17 protein-coding genes are annotated in these 18,002 nt (G+C 46.3%); 14 read left to right on the top strand and 3 right to left on the bottom strand.

All coding sequences use genetic code 11. The features are described from left to right. Positions 1 to 8 precede the first annotated feature (8 nt). The 8 genes from MHI01_RS11470 to MHI01_RS11435 are packed head-to-tail and all read left to right on the top strand — an operon-like array spanning position 9 to position 8,114. Entirely contained in the window at positions 9 to 752 is a 744-nt protein-coding gene (locus MHI01_RS11470) for a type II secretion system F family protein (RefSeq protein WP_076209547.1), read from the top strand. A 12-nt stretch (positions 753 to 764) separates the two neighbouring features. Further along, complete coding sequence (locus tag MHI01_RS11465; protein ID WP_076209457.1) at positions 765 to 1,634, top strand: type II secretion system F family protein; 870 nt, start codon at positions 765 to 767, stop codon at positions 1,632 to 1,634. Positions 1,635 to 1,645: 11 nt separating this feature from the next. Continuing rightward, positions 1,646 to 1,837 (top strand): Flp1 family type IVb pilin, encoded by a 192-nt coding sequence (locus MHI01_RS11460; protein WP_282319039.1) that lies wholly within the window; start codon positions 1,646 to 1,648, stop codon positions 1,835 to 1,837. Beyond that, positions 1,818 to 2,495 (top strand): TadE/TadG family type IV pilus assembly protein, encoded by a 678-nt coding sequence (locus MHI01_RS11455; protein ID WP_282319038.1) that lies wholly within the window; start codon positions 1,818 to 1,820, stop codon positions 2,493 to 2,495. Before MHI01_RS11460 ends, MHI01_RS11455 begins: the two co-directional genes overlap by 20 nt. Continuing rightward, positions 2,476 to 4,704 (top strand): hypothetical protein, encoded by a 2,229-nt coding sequence (locus MHI01_RS11450; protein ID WP_340983169.1) that lies wholly within the window; start codon positions 2,476 to 2,478, stop codon positions 4,702 to 4,704. Before MHI01_RS11455 ends, MHI01_RS11450 begins: the two co-directional genes overlap by 20 nt. 29 nt (positions 4,705 to 4,733) lie before the next feature. After that, on the top strand, positions 4,734 to 5,765 hold the full coding sequence (locus MHI01_RS11445) for a hypothetical protein (RefSeq protein WP_051447179.1): 1,032 nt from the start codon (positions 4,734 to 4,736) through the stop codon (positions 5,763 to 5,765). A gap of 11 nt (positions 5,766 to 5,776) precedes the next feature. Next, complete coding sequence (locus MHI01_RS11440; RefSeq protein ID WP_036669090.1) at positions 5,777 to 6,292, top strand: A24 family peptidase; 516 nt, start codon at positions 5,777 to 5,779, stop codon at positions 6,290 to 6,292. A 49-nt stretch (positions 6,293 to 6,341) separates the two neighbouring features. Further along, a complete protein-coding gene (locus tag MHI01_RS11435; protein ID WP_340983168.1) occupies positions 6,342 to 8,114 on the top strand; it encodes a DUF6382 domain-containing protein in 1,773 nt (590 codons plus the stop codon). Positions 8,115 to 8,126: 12 nt separating this feature from the next. Here the strand turns inward: MHI01_RS11435 and MHI01_RS11430 are convergent, their stop codons facing one another. After that, positions 8,127 to 9,038: a TIGR01777 family oxidoreductase gene (locus tag MHI01_RS11430; protein ID WP_036610794.1), complete on the bottom strand. Its 912-nt coding sequence runs from the start codon at positions 9,036 to 9,038 to the stop codon at positions 8,127 to 8,129. 159 nt (positions 9,039 to 9,197) lie between these two features. Continuing rightward, on the bottom strand, positions 9,198 to 9,665 hold the full coding sequence (locus MHI01_RS11425; protein WP_036610792.1) for a DUF2621 domain-containing protein: 468 nt from the start codon (positions 9,663 to 9,665) through the stop codon (positions 9,198 to 9,200). A 170-nt stretch (positions 9,666 to 9,835) separates the two neighbouring features. Here MHI01_RS11425 and MHI01_RS11420 point away from each other — a divergent pair, with 170 nt between their 5' ends. Then, on the top strand, positions 9,836 to 10,942 hold the full coding sequence (locus MHI01_RS11420; RefSeq protein ID WP_076327251.1) for a deoxyribonuclease IV: 1,107 nt from the start codon (positions 9,836 to 9,838) through the stop codon (positions 10,940 to 10,942). Positions 10,943 to 10,984: 42 nt separating this feature from the next. Next, positions 10,985 to 11,878, top strand: a complete 894-nt coding sequence (purU, locus tag MHI01_RS11415) for a formyltetrahydrofolate deformylase (protein ID WP_017689986.1) — start codon at positions 10,985 to 10,987, stop codon at positions 11,876 to 11,878. Between the two features lie 74 nt (positions 11,879 to 11,952). Here the strand turns inward: purU and MHI01_RS11410 are convergent, their stop codons facing one another. After that, positions 11,953 to 12,432 carry a hypothetical protein gene (locus MHI01_RS11410; protein ID WP_051447178.1) on the bottom strand — a complete coding sequence of 160 codons (480 nt, stop codon included), beginning with the start codon at positions 12,430 to 12,432 and terminating at the stop codon, positions 11,953 to 11,955. Positions 12,433 to 12,869: 437 nt separating this feature from the next. Between MHI01_RS11410 and tkt the strand changes: the two genes are divergently transcribed. The 4 genes from tkt to MHI01_RS11390 all read left to right on the top strand — a co-directional run bounded on the left by tkt (position 12,870) and on the right by MHI01_RS11390 (position 18,001). Beyond that, entirely contained in the window at positions 12,870 to 14,912 is a 2,043-nt protein-coding gene (gene tkt, locus MHI01_RS11405; RefSeq protein WP_062833145.1) for a transketolase, read from the top strand. A gap of 370 nt (positions 14,913 to 15,282) precedes the next feature. Continuing rightward, complete coding sequence (gene ppnP, locus MHI01_RS11400) at positions 15,283 to 15,600, top strand: pyrimidine/purine nucleoside phosphorylase (RefSeq protein ID WP_017689983.1); 318 nt, start codon at positions 15,283 to 15,285, stop codon at positions 15,598 to 15,600. 236 nt (positions 15,601 to 15,836) lie between these two features. After that, the gene (locus MHI01_RS11395) at positions 15,837 to 17,192 is read left to right on the top strand and encodes a glucose-6-phosphate isomerase (RefSeq protein WP_017689982.1); all 1,356 of its coding nucleotides are present in this window, start codon (positions 15,837 to 15,839) and stop codon (positions 17,190 to 17,192) included. A 176-nt stretch (positions 17,193 to 17,368) separates the two neighbouring features. After that, the gene (locus MHI01_RS11390) at positions 17,369 to 18,001 is read left to right on the top strand and encodes a YigZ family protein (protein WP_340983167.1); all 633 of its coding nucleotides are present in this window, start codon (positions 17,369 to 17,371) and stop codon (positions 17,999 to 18,001) included. Position 18,002: the final 1 nt, after the last annotated feature.

Genomic DNA, 18,002 nt, shown 5'->3' with positions numbered 1-18,002 from the left:
CCAGACAGATGTTGACGGATTACACCGTATATACGCTTTCCCGGAGACAACGAATGGTCTGTATGCTGATTAGTGGTCTGCTGTTTTTTGGCATCGGAATTCTGTTTTACCATCACTGGTTGGCTGGAGCGATCCTGGCTGCGGGTTGCATATGGGTACCAAAACATTGGACTAAAGTGCTGTTGGAACGAAAAAGAATGACACTCAGTTTACATTTTAAGCAAGCATTATATGCATTATCTTCGGCACTTGCCGCAGGAAAATCGGTGGAAAATGGATTCAAGGAATCCGTAGAGGATCTGCGGATGTTGAACCCGGAAGCGGATACCGATCTGATTCGTGAGTTCACGATATTGCGGACACGGATGGAGTATGGACAACCAATTGAAGAGGCACTACAGGATTTTTCGGATCGGGCGCAGATTGAAGATATTACGAACTTTGCAGATGTGTTCATTACGTGCAAACGAACTGGCGGGGATCTGGTTGAGGTTGTGCGTCGTACCTCTGCGGTGATTGGTGAGAAGCTGGACATTCAGCAGGATATTATGGTCGCGGTATCGCAGAAAAAGTTCGAATCAAAGGTGATGTTTGCCGCTCCATTTATTTTTCTGATATTCCTCAATCTGACCGCCAAGGACTTTATGGAGCCGTTATATAGCGGGATGGGGTACCTCATCTCTAGTGGAGCATTGGTAGTACTCGCCTGCTGTTATCTGTGGATTAATCGCATTATGGATATCAAAGTATAAGGAGCTGAAACGATGCTGCTTCCCGTTATAGTCGCAGGGATGCTCGGAGCGGGATGGCTGGTGCTGGATCGAACCCGGGGGCAGACCTACCGGCATCTGCGCAAGCTGGATATGGAAGGATTACGACTGAAAAAATTGCATGGTCCCTTCCTGTTTATATTGGACAAGTTCGAGATTGGACGCAGATTGCCAGTGCTCATGTTTCGAATGCAACATGCCATTCAGAAAATGTACGGCATACAGCACAGCGGAGAGAAAACGATGCTGTATTGCGCTGAAATGTTGACTTATACATGGCTCATGCTACTGGTGGGCTGCCTGTTATCACTCGTTGGAGATATGGGCATCGGAGGTATGGTGGGTGGGCTCGCGCTTGGTGCAGCGTTGCCTTTTGCGCTCTACAAAGACCTCAATACAAAGGTGCAGCGAAGAGACCAGGATATTCTTATGGAACTGCCTGAGCTGCTGAACCGAATTGTACTGCTGGTTGGCGCAGGGGAGACCGTGCAACGTGCTATCGTTCACTGTGTCACAAGCCAGGGGGAACGGGATCATCCGCTGTACAACGAACTCAGAAAGACGGTGGGAGATTGGAATAATGGTTACTCGTTTCAACAATCATTTGAACAGTTCAGTCGCCGCTGCGGTGTACAGGAAGTGACGATTTTTACAACAACAGTGCTGCTAAATTTCCGACGTGGGGGAGGTGACTTTGTATTGGCGCTGCGGGATCTGTCACATGTGTTGTGGGAGAAACGCAAGGCTGTCAGTCGGGCGAAGGGAGAACAGGCTTCTTCCAAACTGGTGTTTCCAATGGTACTGATCTTTTTTACGATTGTGGTCATGATCGGGGCACCTGCTTTTATGATGATGAATATGTAGGAGGAATTGGGATGATGGAAGTGTTAAAAAACAAGGTAAGCGCATTTTGGAAAGAAGAGGACGGACTCGGCACGTTGGAGCTGATTCTGATTATCGGGGTTATTATCATTATTGCGCTGTTATTCAGGAAGGAAATTGAACGCATAGTAACGGGTCTTCTTAACAAGGTGGACACAAAAAGTAATGATTTTTTCCCGGGTTAACAGGCTGAAAAAGGAAGAAGGGAGCTTCACCGTTGAAGCCTCCCTGATCTTCCCTGTCGTGCTGTTTATTCTTGTGTTGTTGCTCTTCTTTACCATGTACATGTATCAAAAGACATTCCTGAATCAACATGCTTATGCGGCTTCCGAACGTTCAGCCTATAGCTGGGACAACAGCCACAAACAGGCGATGACAGGTGAATATGGTGTTGGAGAACATGACAATCTGTACTGGAGACTGACGGACGATCGTATGCTTGGAGCACTGTTTGGTTGGGCGGGAGCGGATAATCAGGTTAGCGTCTCTATACCTGGTGGTGAAGGTGGCAATCTCTCGGAACAGAAATTAGCACAAGCGGTGCAACATATGCCCTCAGCTATGAAAGGAACGATTGAGTATCAGAATTCTCTGATTCAGCGGAAAGTAACAACCAAGCTGGAACAAGTAATATCTTTGCCTCTTCCTTCTTTTTTGTTCGATTCAGGTAACCGTGTCCTCACTCAAGGATCGTCCGCAGTGGTTGAACCGGTTGAATTCATTCGAACGGTAGATTTAATCCGGTATTATGCAGCCAAGTTTAAAGGGAAAGGCGGTGCGGCGACCAGTACAGCGGCAGAAGCCGGACAGGTTGTGCAGCATTTTGGCAAAAGCAAAAAGTGAGAAAAGGAGGAGGGCGGAGCTGTTTAGAAAAAAAGACGGTGAGTCGGGGGCCGTAACCCTTTTTTTAATATTAATATTGGCCGGAGTTTATATGTTTGTCGCAATATTTATTGATTACGCTCGTATAGCGGCATTCAAGGTGCAGACCGAACGCATGACTCATGCTGCGATGAGATCCGTCATGTCAGCCTATGACACATCACTCCGGGAGTATGGTTTATTCGGGTATGGGGACAGCAGTGGGGATGCAATTATGGCTAAAGTGTTGAATGATAGCGTGAAGCCTTCAGCTGTAAAAGATGGATTTCCCATTCTGGATATCCAGTGGGATACAACTTCGCTGAGCATGGAGCGTGAACTGGGCGGATACGATATATTTAATCGCCAGATTCAGGAGGATATGAAGTATCGGGCTCCGGTTGATTTTACCCTTGAAGTGATCAATCGGTTCAAACCGATATCAGACGAGATGAAGGAAGCTGCACACACGGTAGACTTGCTGAAAAAATTACAGAAGTTATATGACAAACGTGAAGAATTACTGGATGAAGCCATTGCTAATCAGACGGAATCCGCGGAGAAACTGAAGAATCTTCCGAAGTTGATCATGGACCCGCCTTCACCGGCCATCTATGAAGAGATGCTGGAAGATACACCAGAGACAGCTGCCGAGGCAGCTGCACGTTATGCAGATTATCTGAACAAGAAACAGGCGGATGAGGGGCTGCCGTTCAGAGAGCAACAATACATATTGGAACTGGCTCGTTATCGGACTGGTGTTGGTAATGTGGTGACAGGCATCAGCATGATCATACAGCCCGCGTTACAGGCCCATCAAACGAAGCTGGAGAAAGCACAGTCCAAAATCGAAGAAGCGCGCAAGATCAATGAGGAAATGAAACTTGTGATCGCGGAGGGGGAGAACCGTTCGCAGAATGCGAGCTATGACAACGTCGGCAACTCGATTTTGCCTGGGACGAGTCCTGCATCTACTGGATCAGGCAGTGAAGCTAAAAGCACACGTTCTCTTGCTTCGGAGCTTGTGAGGGCAGATAGCCTATTTGATCAATTGAAGGCACGGGTTGTTTCCCAGAATTCGGACTTCTCTAACGTCAGAAGAGACAACATGGAATTGAATACACAGCTTCGCAGTGTCACGGCCATGAGCGGTGTTCCGATTAAACCGACGGTCAGACAGGCAAGTCAGGTTACGGAACGATATATGGACACCTATGTACGTAGCGGTCCTGCCAATCTCATCCAACAGAGTAAACAGCAGCTGGAGAGTGGTCGTGGGTCGGATGCCCAGCGCAAAGCGAATGACAAAGAATCCAAAGGGAAATTGAAGGAAGTCAAACGAATCTTGTCGCAGATTGAGAATGGAAGCTCGGGTTCCATGGACGCTTTCAAACAGTTGGAGGAATATTACAACGCTAATATTGCTTTTAACGAGGCTAGTCGTGAGGAAGCCAAAAAGGCAGAGATTGCTGGAGACCCCTATGACTCTGGTGGCGATGCCATGAAGGGGATGGACAGTTTGTTTGGCGGGATGTCCGGTCTGCTGGACAGTCTTGGCGACGAATTGTTTCAGAATGAATATGCTTTAGCCTATTTCAACTCCATGGATTTTGGTCAGTTATTTACCTGGACTGAAGGTAGTGGAGATGCTGGTGATGTTTTCAAACTGGAGAATCAGGAACTGGAGTATATCGTTTACGGGTTTCATAATCCTTCGGGTAACATCGCTGCGGCATATGCGGAGATATTTGGTATGCGGCTGGCTATTCGGACGGCAGAAGGGTTAATTGAGCACAGCAAGCTTGGGAATCCACTTCTGGTTTTATCGGCGGCAATCTTATATGGGATTACAAACGCCATCGCGGATATGGTGAAACTAGCAAAAGAGGGCAGTGTGGAATTGTCCAAGTATATCAAAGTCAAACTGACGTACAGGGACCATCTCCGATTGTTCCTATTGATGCATAGCAACAATGAACGCAAAATGTCCAGAATGCTGGCGCTAATTCGATTGAATACCGGTGTGAATCCAGATGAGAAACAGACGTATGCTTCGGGTAACATGCGTAGTAGCATCAAGCTGTGGTTTTTACCAGGGGTGGTTAAAAGCATAGGTGCAGTTATGGGTAGTGAGGATCAGGTTGAAGATGGGCGATTTTTCATTGAGCGGAAGGCGGATTATTCCTATTGAATAATTAGGATCGTTTCGGTGGAGGGATTATGGATAAGCAGCAACATTATGAAAAAGAAAGCGCACAAAAGCAGATTCGTTTAACACGAATAATCAGATTGCAGCGTTTGAAGTCTCTCAAAAAGCAGATATGTTCTCCAAAAAAGGAACAGGGTAGCATGGTTCTGGAAGCTTCACTGGTGTTACCTGTCTTTCTATTCTTTATCATGTTTCTCATCTTCATAGTGCAAATGACTCTAATCTCCACAGCGTTACAGAGCACGGCGGGTGAAGCGGTGAAGCAATTGTCAACGAAAATATATCCCGTATCCCTTGCATTCACACCTTCTGATTCTGCCGGCGGAGAAGGTTCAGGAGGGGGCTGGAAGATACCAGAGTTATCACTGACGGAATGGGCAGAAGGTTATGCTTCTTCTCTACCCGAGCCTTTAAGTGATTGGGTACGTTCAGCGGCCGCCAGTGGTGAACAGCCACTACAGGAGATCAAAACATCCGTCTTGGAAACCGTACTTGATCCCACGGTAAAACCGCTGCTTCAACCTTTTATCGAGCCAACGCTGCTTAATATGGAACGTGTTCATGTGAATGGTATTTCGATACCAGATCTCAAAAACAAAACAAATCCATACTTCCGACTTGAACTGAGTTATGAATTGCCTATAAAAGTCCCCTTTCTCAGTAAACCACTTCGGATTCAGGCTGCTGCGGCAGAACGGGTATGGATTGGAGATACCGGAGAAGGATCAGATGGCAGCGCAGGAGACGGGGATACTGCGGGTTCAGCAACGGTACTGTCGAAGCCTGACCCGGCATACATAGGCAACAATGCAACGATCAAGGTGAAGGTAGAACCAGGAGCGACAGCCAACTTAACGATATTTTACAAGTCAGGTGAAAGTTCTGCGAAGCACATCGGCTGGGCCACCGCAGATGAGAATGGAATTATTGAATGGAATTGGTTTGTTGGTACTCGGACAACAGAAGGAACATGGAGTTTTGTTGTCGAGACAGGGGACGGTGCCAAGACGGAGACTACGTTTACCGTGGCCTCCAGAAAATAAGGAAGGGAATGATGGAGGTGGAGTGGTTTTATATTGCCTGTGGCATATACGTCATTGCAGCTTTTATTACAGATATTCGTTCAATGAAAATTCCAAATCGATTGACTTTACCCGTGACTGTTGCTGGCGTATTGGCCCATATCATATGGGGAGGTTGGGATGGTTTCTTGTTTTCAGCCGCTGGATTTGCAGCAGGTTTTGGCATTTTGTTTCTGATGTATGCGATTGGAGCCGTAGGGGCAGGAGATGTGAAATTGTTTGGTGGGATTGGCGCATGGACGGGACTTGCTTTTGGCATTCATGTCATTATTTACTCCGTTTTGTACGCGGGCGCAATTGGTCTAGTGATACTTCTATTCCGTAAAGATTCAGCGAAGAGAATTCGAGGCATGGCAGGTAGTCTTGCAGGTTTTTTTATGCTCGGTTCGCTCAAGCTGGTAAACAAAGAGAAGACATTAAAGTTTCCGTTTATGCTGGCCGTATTGCCCGGGTTTATCACGGTCCTTGTCTCAGGACTTTTCCCTTAAGTGAAGGAGTAGAGAAATTTGAGAATAACAATGGAAAGAGAGGATTGGCATGTATGGACTAACGAGAGATTTTATTCGTAATGGTGGGGCTTTCATGGTTTTGGAGAAAGCAGACGGGTTACGAATGGAGGAATTGAGCCGTGTACAGATGGGGATGTTGTCCTCCAATCAGATTCCGCGACTTCTTCCTGTTCATATTCGGGAAGTCGATCGAAATGTAACTTTGCAGTACGACATATCAGGGTACAAGATGTTATCTCAGATGTTAAAGTCAAGCAAAATCAAATTGCGTGTTCTGTATGGTTTGTTATTCCAACTAGCCGATGCCTTCACGGAATGCCGACAGTATATGTTGGAGCCTCGTAAATTATTGATCCAGGAAGAGTCTTTGTTCATTAACGGTTCATTCGAACAGGGTGAGCTTGGGATTGTATATGTTCCAATCATGGATACAGTTGAAGTTGATCCAACGCCTCAGCAATTCCGTGAGCTAGTGATCAGGCTGATGGCACATGTACAGGAACTGCAGGGAGAAGGCATTCAGCGTGTTCTGCAGTTATGTGACAACGAACGCTGGGATATCAGACAGTTGCGCGAGCTTCTGCTGGAGTTATACGCTGACGAGCAAGAGAATGGAGGAGGCGCAGCATTTCTCTCGTCCAGAACTTTGGACACACCCAATGATTCAAGAGGTGATCTTCATTCGTCGATTTCTGAGCGAGATAGCAGGCTAGCCACTGGTACTTCTCGGCCATATCAACTTGGTGCTCCCGTTCAAAATGCTCCTGTGGGGCCGCAACTAAATTTCCGTCAGCCGCAGAAAACAAGTGAATTCGAGGTTGAAGACATTCCGGTGAGATCTCGAACCTTTCCAGGCAGGCGTTCACCTGAGCAAGTTCCATTAGAGAGTTCAAACGGTATGGATAAGAAAGGAAGTAACTCGTATGATTCGCTAGAGCGTGTTGATATGGAAGTGGAGGAAAAGCCCGGATCTTCCAAAGTAACTTATATCATATTGGGCTGTATGGTTGCCATGGCATTGGTATGGAGATTTATTTACATGGAGCAACCGGGACAGACGCAGATGATCCTGTGCATGGTACTCAGCCTTGGCTTGTTTGGTGTAGCAGGATGGACGTGGAAGCGTAAGGGAAGCCCTCAGAATAACGCAGAGAATAAGCGGTCTTTTTCATTCAATTTAGGTAAGAACAAAGGTAAGCAAATGGAAGATGAAGAGGAACAATTTCAGGAAAGTTGGCGCTGGAATACAGCTGATAGGAAAGAGGAACGCATAAACCAAACGGTTGCATCCGCCTCAGAAGGTGGTAGCGAGCATTCCCGTTTTCAAAATTTGCATATGGCATCTGAACACTCCGAACCACCGTTCGTTCAACGCCATGTGGAAACGGTAGCTTCAACTTCAGAGCTAATTCGACAGGATGCAGTTGCAGAGGCAACCGTGAATTTGCAGAATCTGAGTGGAAGTAATGTTACAGGGGCAGGCCCGGTGATGGCGTCTTATTATCTTGAACGAAGATCGGGAAGCAGTGACCAACATGAACGGATGGATGTGCAAGGAGCATCTTTTGTCATCGGAAGATCAGCAGACATGGTTCAGTGGGTGGACACAGCGACCGGGGTGTCCCGTGCTCATGTGGAATTGAGCCGGAACAAATCGGGCTATGTGATTAAGGATCTGGGTTCCGTCAATGGAACCATTCTTCAGGGCAATATTCTTGCTCCGTATAAGGAGTATCCATTGGCGGATGGAGACACATTTACACTTGCAGAATCTGTTTACACTTATCGGTCGGTTGGATAAGGCATAGTTCAATCAGTCAGATAAGCCGCGGTGTTTCAGATCTTCCAGTGCCTGGGTTAAGGTTGGGAAGGTGAACTGGAATCCGTGGTCGAGAGCTTTTTGCGGAATGACTCTCTGCCCCTGAAGCACGACAACGGATAGTTCTCCGACCAAAGTTTTAATCAGGAAGCTGGGTACGGGGAACCAGTGAGGGCGATGATACACTTTACCGACCGTACGACCGAATTCATCATTGGTAACAGGGTTCGGTGAGGAAGCATTGACCGGACCTGACACTTGTTTATTTTGAATGCTAAAATCAATGAGTCTTACGATATCCATAATGTGAATCCAGCTAGTCCATTGCTTGCCACTGCCGATCTTGCCGCCAACACCCAGCATATAAGGAAGTTTCATCAATGGAAAAGCACCTCTTTTATGTCCAAGAACCAGACTTACCCGGATTTTAACGAGTCTCACATTTTTGATTGCATCTGCAGCAACTTCCCATTGTTCCGAGACCCGGGACGGGAAATTCATTGATTTTTGCGGACTGCTCTCGTCAAAGGTTTCGTTAGGAGAGGTTCCATAGATGGCCATGGCAGAAGCCTGAACGACGACTTCCGGCTTTTGTTCCAGGGATTCCACCAATCGGGCTACCCGCGCTACGGTCGTGACTCTGGATTCAACAATCTCCAGCTTCGCCTTGGTTGTCCATCGTTGATTCAGCGTTTCTCCGGCAAGGTTAACAAGAGCGTCCATACCTTCCAACAAATGAGGTTGTTCTTCGACTTGTTCCCACGATATATATGTAAGATTTTTACTTGGATTATGCAAGTCAGGCAGTTTTCGTGTAATAACTTTCACGTGGTGCCCGGCTTGCAACCAGTAATCTACAAGTGCTCCTCCTACAAATCCGGTACCTCCACAAATGGCAATTTTCATATCAAACATCCTCTCTGTAATTTCACTGCGCTGATACATACCGTTGGATCGACAAACAGCCCCGTACGGTAAGCAATGCCTGTTGGGAACAACTTACCTGACGGAGCATATCTGTATCTAATTAACCAAATCTATATGCGACTTAACTCATCTTTTATTTTATTTAATCAAATGTTGATAAGGGGAATAATCGATTTTGTTTTTCTCCAGAAATTTCACCAAAAACTTATTATCCCGCTTCGGTGTGGCAATAATGTATCCTTTGATGCAATGATCTCTCGATACTTCCGTGGCATTGTCTTCGACTGCAATCTTACCGATCTCTGCAGCAATGGAATGTTTGGCGATGTCACGAAATGGCCCGGGCACAGGCTCCACTAGTTGATCCAAAAAAGCTTTGGCTTCATCTGTCCATAAGTGACGGCTGGCTTCAACCCAATAATTCTGCCAATCCAGTTTGGACTTTCCGTCTGCTTTTGGTAGCACTTTCAAAAACTTGCGCATCATGAAAAATCCACCGATACACATGCTGCCTAGCAATAAAAAAGTCCAGAATGCGATCGTATTCATAAACCAATTGCTGGGGGAATAGCTGTTTAGTATTATCGCGTAGGAGTCGAAAATCATTGCGGAGTCACCTCGGTTCATTGATTTTCACGGAAAGACGGATTCCGCCTACCCATGTTCCACATATTAGCTGTAAAAAATAGCCTCTATCCCGAATTATAGCGCATTTCTAGATTTATTTCGATAATCGCGTTAGAATAAGGGATAATTCAGAATAAGGGGGATCAATAATGCTGAAAATCGGCTCCCACGTGTCCTTTTCGGACAAGGGATTATTGAGTGCAACGAAGGAAGCGTCCTCGTACGGTTCCAGTTCGTTTATGATATATACGGGTGCACCACAGAATACACGTCGCAAGCCAATTGAGTCCATGTATATTGAAGAAGGCAAGGTTGCCATGCAAGAGGGTGGAATGGAAGATATCGTTGTCCATGCACCGTACATTGTTAATCTTGGCTCATACAAAGATAATACGTTTAGACTGGCTGTAGATTTCCTTCAGGAAGAGATTCGTCGGACACATGCTATTGGTGTGAAAAACATCGTATTACATCCCGGCGCATTTACAGACAAAGATGCCCACTATGGGATCGGACGGATCGCAGAAGGATTGAATGAAGTGCTGGAGGGTGTGAAAGACACGGATGTGAACATCGCTCTGGAGACCATGGCTGGCAAAGGTACGGAGATGGGTCGCAGTTTCGAAGAGATCGCTCAGATTATCGAGAAAGTAACATATAACGAGCGCCTGACTGTGTGTATGGATACATGTCACATTCATGATGCCGGATATGATATCGTTAATGATTTTGACGGTGTACTGGAACAATTCGATCGTACGGTAGGACTTGACCGCATTGCTGTAATGCATATTAATGATAGTAAGAATGCTGTGGGTGCGCACAAGGACCGTCATACACCAATTGGCTCTGGCTGGATCGGGTTTGAAGCGATTAACCGCATCGTCAACCATGAGAAGCTTCAAGGACGTCCATTTATTCTGGAGACACCTTGGATTGGTAAAGAGGCCAAGACACAGCGTCCAATGTATGAGGTGGAGATTGCCCTGCTTCGTGGGGATGTTGCCGGTCGATTTGGCCAGGAATTCCTGACAGAAGTAGAACAGTTGCAACACTTTTTCAAAGGTAAAGAGATTGAGTCTCGTTCTTATATTCTGGATGTGTGGACGTTGCTCAAAAATGATGCCAAAGCCAAAAAGGCAGATCCGCGCGAACCGCTGGAACGCCTCTATGACATGGTGACTGAAGCTGCACTATTCCCGCATTTGAATGAAGAACAACTGAATCATCGCTTGATTGCATGGCTTGCGGGTTAATCCCGCAGGTCATGGCTTAATTGAAGGAGGAAGAATAACCCGATGGAGATCCACGCTAAACAAGTACGCCCTGATTCTAAAAACCGCGCCGATCGTGCGCGCATGCTTATTTCCTGTCCGGATGGTCCAGGAATTGTAGCTGCCGTATCTCATTTCCTGCACCAGCATGGTGCAAACATTGTTCAGTCGGACCAGTATACAATGGACCCTGCTGGCGGCATGTTCTTTATGCGAATTGAGTTTGATCTTCCGCAATTGTTGGTCAATTTGCCGAAACTGGAAGCTGATTTTGCAGAAGTAGCAAGCCGTTTCCAGATGGAATGGACGTTATCTGCGGTCAGCCGCAAGAAGAAACTGGCTATCTTTGTGTCCAAAGAAGATCACTGTCTGGTTGAATTGTTGTGGCAATGGCAGGCAGGCGACCTGGATGCAGATATTGCGCTTGTGGTCAGCAACCATCTGGACATGAAGGACTATGTAGAATCATTTGGCATTCCATATCATCATATCCCAGTTACAGCAGATACGAAAAAAGAAGCGGAACAGCGCCAACTGGACGTCATCGGCAACGATGTGGATGTGATCATTCTGGCTCGTTACATGCAGATTATCTCTCCGATGTTCATTGAGCATTACCGCAATCGAATCATTAATATTCACCATTCGTTCCTGCCAGCCTTCGTGGGTGGTAAACCGTATGCGCAGGCGTACAACCGCGGTGTCAAAATTATCGGTGCGACAGCGCACTATGTTACGGAAGAACTGGATGGCGGCCCGATTATTGAACAGGATGTGCAGCGTGTAAGCCACGGGGACGATGTAACCGAGCTGAAGCGTATTGGACGTACCATTGAGCGTGTTGTGCTCGCACGTGCCGTGAAATGGCATGTCGAAGACCGTGTTCTTGTTCACGAAAATAAAACCGTTGTATTTTAAGCTCACGCTTTAATACTGTGCAAGGTTGATTCGGAACCACGTAATAGACTAACAATAAAGCGACCCCAATTCGTTTACGAAATGGGAGTCGCTTTTTTTGTTGTGTTGATATACTTTCCGCACAAGCCAAGCATAATACCAAACAGCAGATGTCCTACAATCCAGTAGAGGATGGCGGACACATCGTACAGGTCTGGCACACGTGATGACAATTGAGAGAGTGGGATATAGAGCAAGGACGAGACTGCACCAAGTAAAATTCCTTTGATCATAGGGCGGCCTGAATGCCTTACCCACCACAGATAGAAGATACCGATGACAACGGACACGATGAGATGCAAAGCAAATTCAATGAATTCGGGTAAGGTTGGCGGAAGACCAGGCACAAAATCAATATTCAGCAGCAGAGTATATACTTGTTCACCTGTGATGGCCTGAATCATTTTGAGGAAAAATCCCAGGACAACTCCCGAGAGAATTCCCGTTAAAATACCGGATATCCAGGGTAATGAGTGTTTTGCCGATGTTGATGGGTGAGCAGCAGGATCTGGCATGATCGAGACCTCCTATGATTGACGCGTGTACATCTGAAAAAAGTAAACCACAGCCCGAATTTTGTAATCCATATTAAGGAACATTATATGTGAATTGAGGATGAATATCTAAAAAATGCATGGTTTTCAGGTTAAAGGTTATACTTCATGCGATGGATTTGCGAGGCTCCTTAAGTCTGTTTTTGGAATTTAGTACCTTGTACAGTACGATTTTTGCTTGATAGGACAAGGATTATTCATCACAAACCACCAATTTTTCACGAACTTCTAAAAGAAGGTTATGGAAAAGCTTCACGCCAAGTGATACAATACAAAAGTGAATAAGTCAAAATGAAACACTCAAGCGGATTCACTTATTGTGAAATTCGGTTTGCTTGTATGATGAGAGGGATTCGCTTGCGCACCCGACTTATCTAAAGACATGAGGAGGACAAACCATGACTGACAAGAACGAAGCGATTCAAAAGGACGAGAACACTACAATCGACAACCTGTCGATTACTACCGTACGTACTTTGGCGATTGATGCAATTGAGAAGGCAAATTCCGGACACCCGGGTATGCCTATGGGCTCCGCTCCAATGGGGTACCAACTTTTTGCAAAAACGATGACTCATAACCCGGACCACCCAACTTGGGTTAACCGGGACCGTTTTGTCCTGTCTGCAGGACATGGCTCCATGTTGCTGTACAGCTTGCTGCACCTGAGCGGATATGATCTTCCAATGGAAGAACTGAAACAGTTCCGTCAATGGGGAAGCAAAACTCCGGGTCACCCGGAATTCGGACATACTGCAGGTGTTGATGCAACAACCGGCCCACTGGGTCAAGGTATTGCAATGGCTGTAGGTATGGCGATGGCTGAAGCTCAACTGGGCGCAACATACAATAAAGACAAATTCAACGTAGTTGACCACTACACTTACGCAATCTGTGGTGATGGTGACTTGATGGAAGGCGTATCTCATGAATCAGCTTCCCTGGCTGGACGTTTGCACTTGGGCAAACTGATCATGTTGTTCGACTCCAATGACATCACGTTGGATGGTAAATTGGATCTGTCTTCTTCCGAAAGCATCGCGAAGCGTTTTGAAGCTTATGGCTGGCAAGTGCTGCGCGTTGAAGATGGTAACGATCTGCCTGCAATCGAAAAAGCAATTCAGGAAGGTCAAGCAGATACACTGCGTCCTACACTGATCGAAGTTAAAACGGTTATTGGTTATGGTAGCCCGAACAAACAAGGTAAAGGCGGCCACGGCGGTACTCACGGATCTCCACTGGGTGCAGACGAAGCCAAATTGACTAAAGAGTATTACAAATGGGTTTACGAAGAAAACTTCCACGTACCAGCTGAAGTTCGCGATCACTTTGCACAAGTGAAAGATCGTGGTATCTCTGCTAACAAAGCTTGGGATGAGAAATTTGCCGAGTACAAAAAAGCTTTCCCTGAGCTGGCAGCTCAATTCGAAACAGCGATTAACGGCGACCTTCCAGAAGGTTGGGACCGTGATCTTCCTAAATATGCAGCAACAGACAAAGCTCTTTCCACTCGTGTAGCATCCGGTAATGCTCTGAACGGTCTGGCGCACAACGTGCCACAACTGACAGGTGGATCTGCTGACTTGGAAAGCTCCACAATGACTCACTTGAACAACCTGGAGAACTTCACACCTGAAGATTACTCCGGCCGTAACATCTACTTCGGTATCCGTGAATTCGGTATGGCTGGAGCAATGAACGGTATGGCACTGCACAGCGGTGTGAAAGTATTCGGAGGTACGTTCTTCGTATTTACCGATTACCTGCGTCCAGCTGTTCGTCTGGCTGCCCTGATGGGATTGCCTGTAACGTATGTTCTGACTCACGACAGTATCGCTGTTGGTGAAGACGGTCCTACGCACGAACCGATCGAGCAATTGGCATCCCTGCGTATCATTCCTAACCTGACGGTTATTCGTCCGGCGGATGGTAATGAAACTTCGGCTGCTTGGGCTTACGCGCTTGAGAACAAGAGCAACCCGGTTGCACTCGTACTCACTCGTCAAAACCTGCCGATCCTGGAAGGTACGGTTGAAGGTTCACGTGAGAACGTGAAACGTGGTGCTTATGTTGTCTCTGATGCAAAAGATGGCAAAGCGGTAGCACAAATTATCGCTACAGGTTCTGAAGTGCAATTGGCTGTTAAAGCTCAAGCAGCACTTGCAGAACAAGGCATCCAAGTTCGCGTAATCAGCATGCCAAGCTGGGATCTGTTCGAGAAACAAGACAAAGCTTACAGAGAGTCCGTTCTTCTTCCGGATGTTAAAGCTCGTCTTGCCATTGAAATGGCTTATCCAATGGGCTGGGAGAAATATGTTGGAGATCAAGGTGACATTCTCGGAATCAGCACATTTGGTGCTTCCGCGCCTGGCGACCGTGTTATCCAAGAGTATGGCTTTACAGTGGACAACGTGGTTAGCCGCGTAAAAGCATTGCTGTAATAGAGGTTGTTCAAAAAGTCTGCTTTTGATTACGAAGGATGCCTCACGGCATCATCAGCGTCGAAGATGGGATTCAGCCGAATAAGAAAATGCTTACGGAGTATGTTTCTTTCGGAAACATTGTAGTTGCTCACGTAGTTTTCTCCTACGCTCCGCTACTCCATTTCTAGCTTCATCCCATCTTCTCGGTACTGAAAACCTGACTTTTTGAACACGCAATTAGCTTCATAAACGCTGCTATGGTTGGGAGGGCATCATGCTGTCCTGATCCATGGCAGCAAGTTATTTCCGCAGAACAGGGGCGGTGAAGCGTTATCGCCCTGATCTGTTTTGCCTTTTGTTTTCATTAACTTCAGGGGAGCGGGTACGCATGTCACAATTTGATCAAGTCAGTGTAGTGAAAGAGGCCAACATTTATTATGATGGTCAGGTAACCAGCAGAACAGTTATTTTGGGGGATGGCAGCAAAGTGACTCTGGGCATCATGCTTCCAGGCAGTTATGAGTTCGGTACGGATTCTCGTGAAATTATGGAGATTCTGTCCGGAGATCTGAAAGTATTGCTTCCCGGAGAAGAAGAGTGGCAAGAGATTCAAGGTCAAGCTACGTTCCACGTGCCTGCCGAATCCAAATTTAAACTGGAGATACGCAGCGTTACTGACTACGTCTGCTCGTACCCGGCGGAATAACATAAGAAGGGTAAGCAGAACCGCAACCTGCGGATTCGGTTTACCCTTTTTACTTCTTGAATTCTAACGACAAAGTTCGAGCTGCAAGCTTGTCAGCCCCGTGGATTTGAAGTATCCTTAAGGCAAGTTGTTTAGAATGGAATACGGACATAATATAAGAGGTTGTTCAAAAAGTCCGCTTTTGATTACAAAGTTTGAACACGCAATATAATCGAAATCAGGAGGTTTTTGAGATCATGGCAAAAAAAGTGACATTTGACTATAGCACGGCATTGCAATTTGTAAATCAGCACGAAGTGGATTATTTCGCAGAACCGATTCGTCTGGCTCACGAGCAGCTTCACAACGGAACAGGAACAGGCTCCGATTATCTGGGCTGGATTGACCTGCCAACGGCTTATGACAAAGAAGAGTTCGCTCGCATTCAAAAAGCGGCTGCCAAAATCCAAAGCGACTCCGAAGTACTGATCGTTATCGGTATCGGTGGATCATACCTGGGTGCACGTGCAGCGATTGAAATGCTGACTCACTCTTTCTATAACAATCTGCCAAAAGACAAACGCAAAACGCCTGAAATCTATTTTGCAGGAAACAATATCAGCTCCACATATGTAACTCATTTGCTGGACCTGGTTGAAGGCAAAGATTTCTCCGTCAACGTTATCTCCAAATCCGGTACAACAACTGAGCCGGCTATTGCATTCCGTATCTTCCGTGCAGCACTGGAAGAGAAATATGGTAAAGAAGAAGCTCGCAAACGCATCTATGCTACAACAGACAAAGCGCGCGGTGCACTGAAAGAACTCGCAAATGCAGAAGGATACGAATCTTTCATTATCCCTGATGATGTAGGTGGACGTTACTCCGTTCTGACAGCTGTAGGTTTGCTGCCAATTGCAGCAGCTGGTATCAGCATCGAAGAAATGATGCAAGGTGCGGCTGACGCATCCAAAGAATACAGCAACCCGAACGTAGCTGAGAATGAAGCATATCAATATGCTGCAGTTCGTAACGCATTGTATCGCAAAGGCAAAGGCACTGAGATCCTTGTAAACTATGAGCCTTCCCTGCACTTCGTGTCCGAGTGGTGGAAACAACTGTTTGGAGAGAGTGAAGGTAAAGACTACAAAGGGATCTATCCTGCATCTGTTGATTTCTCTACAGACTTGCACTCCATGGGTCAATTCATCCAGGAAGGTAGCCGGAATATCTTCGAAACTGTTATCCAGGTTACTGAAGTTGCTGAGCATATCTCAATCAAATCCGATCCGGACGATCTGGATGGTTTGAACTTCCTTGAAGGAAAAACCATGGACTTTGTTAACAAAAAAGCGTTCCAAGGAACACTGCTTGCACATACAGATGGTCAAGTACCAAACCTGATTGTGAACATTCCAGATATGACTCCATATTCTTTCGGATATCTGGTATACTTCTTTGAAAAAGCATGCGGTATCAGTGGCTACCTGCTGGGTGTCAATCCATTTGACCAACCAGGCGTGGAAGCTTACAAGAAAAATATGTTCGCATTGCTGGGCAAACCAGGCTTTGAAGAAGAGAAAGCAGCGCTCGAAGCGAGACTTTCCGAATAATTCATCGGTCTGCTCATATAGTTGAATAATGTAATGTAAATCTAACCGGGAATCACTGTTCGTTTAAGATGCAGGGTTCCCGGATATAGATAACCAGGGCAGTTCGTCCGCGTTCGCGCGGTGAACTGCTTTCTTGTAAAATGGACTCAGGAAAAGATCAGAAAGTTGGATTTAGGATGATTGAACGTTATCGCACGGTTCGAGGACCGGGCAATCTGGAAATTGTAATCAAGAAGTCGCGATTTATCGGTCATATTATGCCGGTCACGACAGAGGAAGAGGCTGTTGCCTTCATCGATGAGATCAAGAAAAAACATTGGAATGCGACTCACAACTGCTCTGCATACATGATTGGGGAGCGAGACGAGATCCAGAAGCAATCCGATGACGGTGAACCCAGCGGAACAGCAGGGAAACCCATTCTTGAAGTGATCAAAAATCAGAAATTAAAAAATGTGGCAATTGTGGTTACGCGATACTTCGGGGGAATTATGCTTGGAGCTGGCGGGTTAATTCGTGCTTATACGGATGGAGCTGTAGCAGCCATTGAAGCTGGAGAAGTCATTACCAACGTGCTGCATCGTGAAGTGTTTGTTGAACTGGATTATACGTGGCTGGGTAAAGTGGAAAATGAGTTAAGAAGCCGGGAAGTCCGTACAGGTGAAACTGGATTCACCGATAAGGTTACGTTGACTTGTCTTCCGCCGGATAGTGAAACCGAGGCTTTTATAGCCTGGATCACGGATTTGACGCAAGGGCAATCCCGGATCACGGAGGGACAGCGGCTTTATTTTATTGAAGGGGAATAAA

The organism is Paenibacillus sp. FSL M7-0656 (assembly GCF_038003225.1).
In the GTDB taxonomy this organism is placed as follows: domain Bacteria; phylum Bacillota; class Bacilli; order Paenibacillales; family Paenibacillaceae; genus Paenibacillus; species Paenibacillus amylolyticus.
The sequence above is the reverse complement of the archived record's forward strand: the minus strand, read 5'-3'. Positions and strand labels throughout refer to the sequence as shown.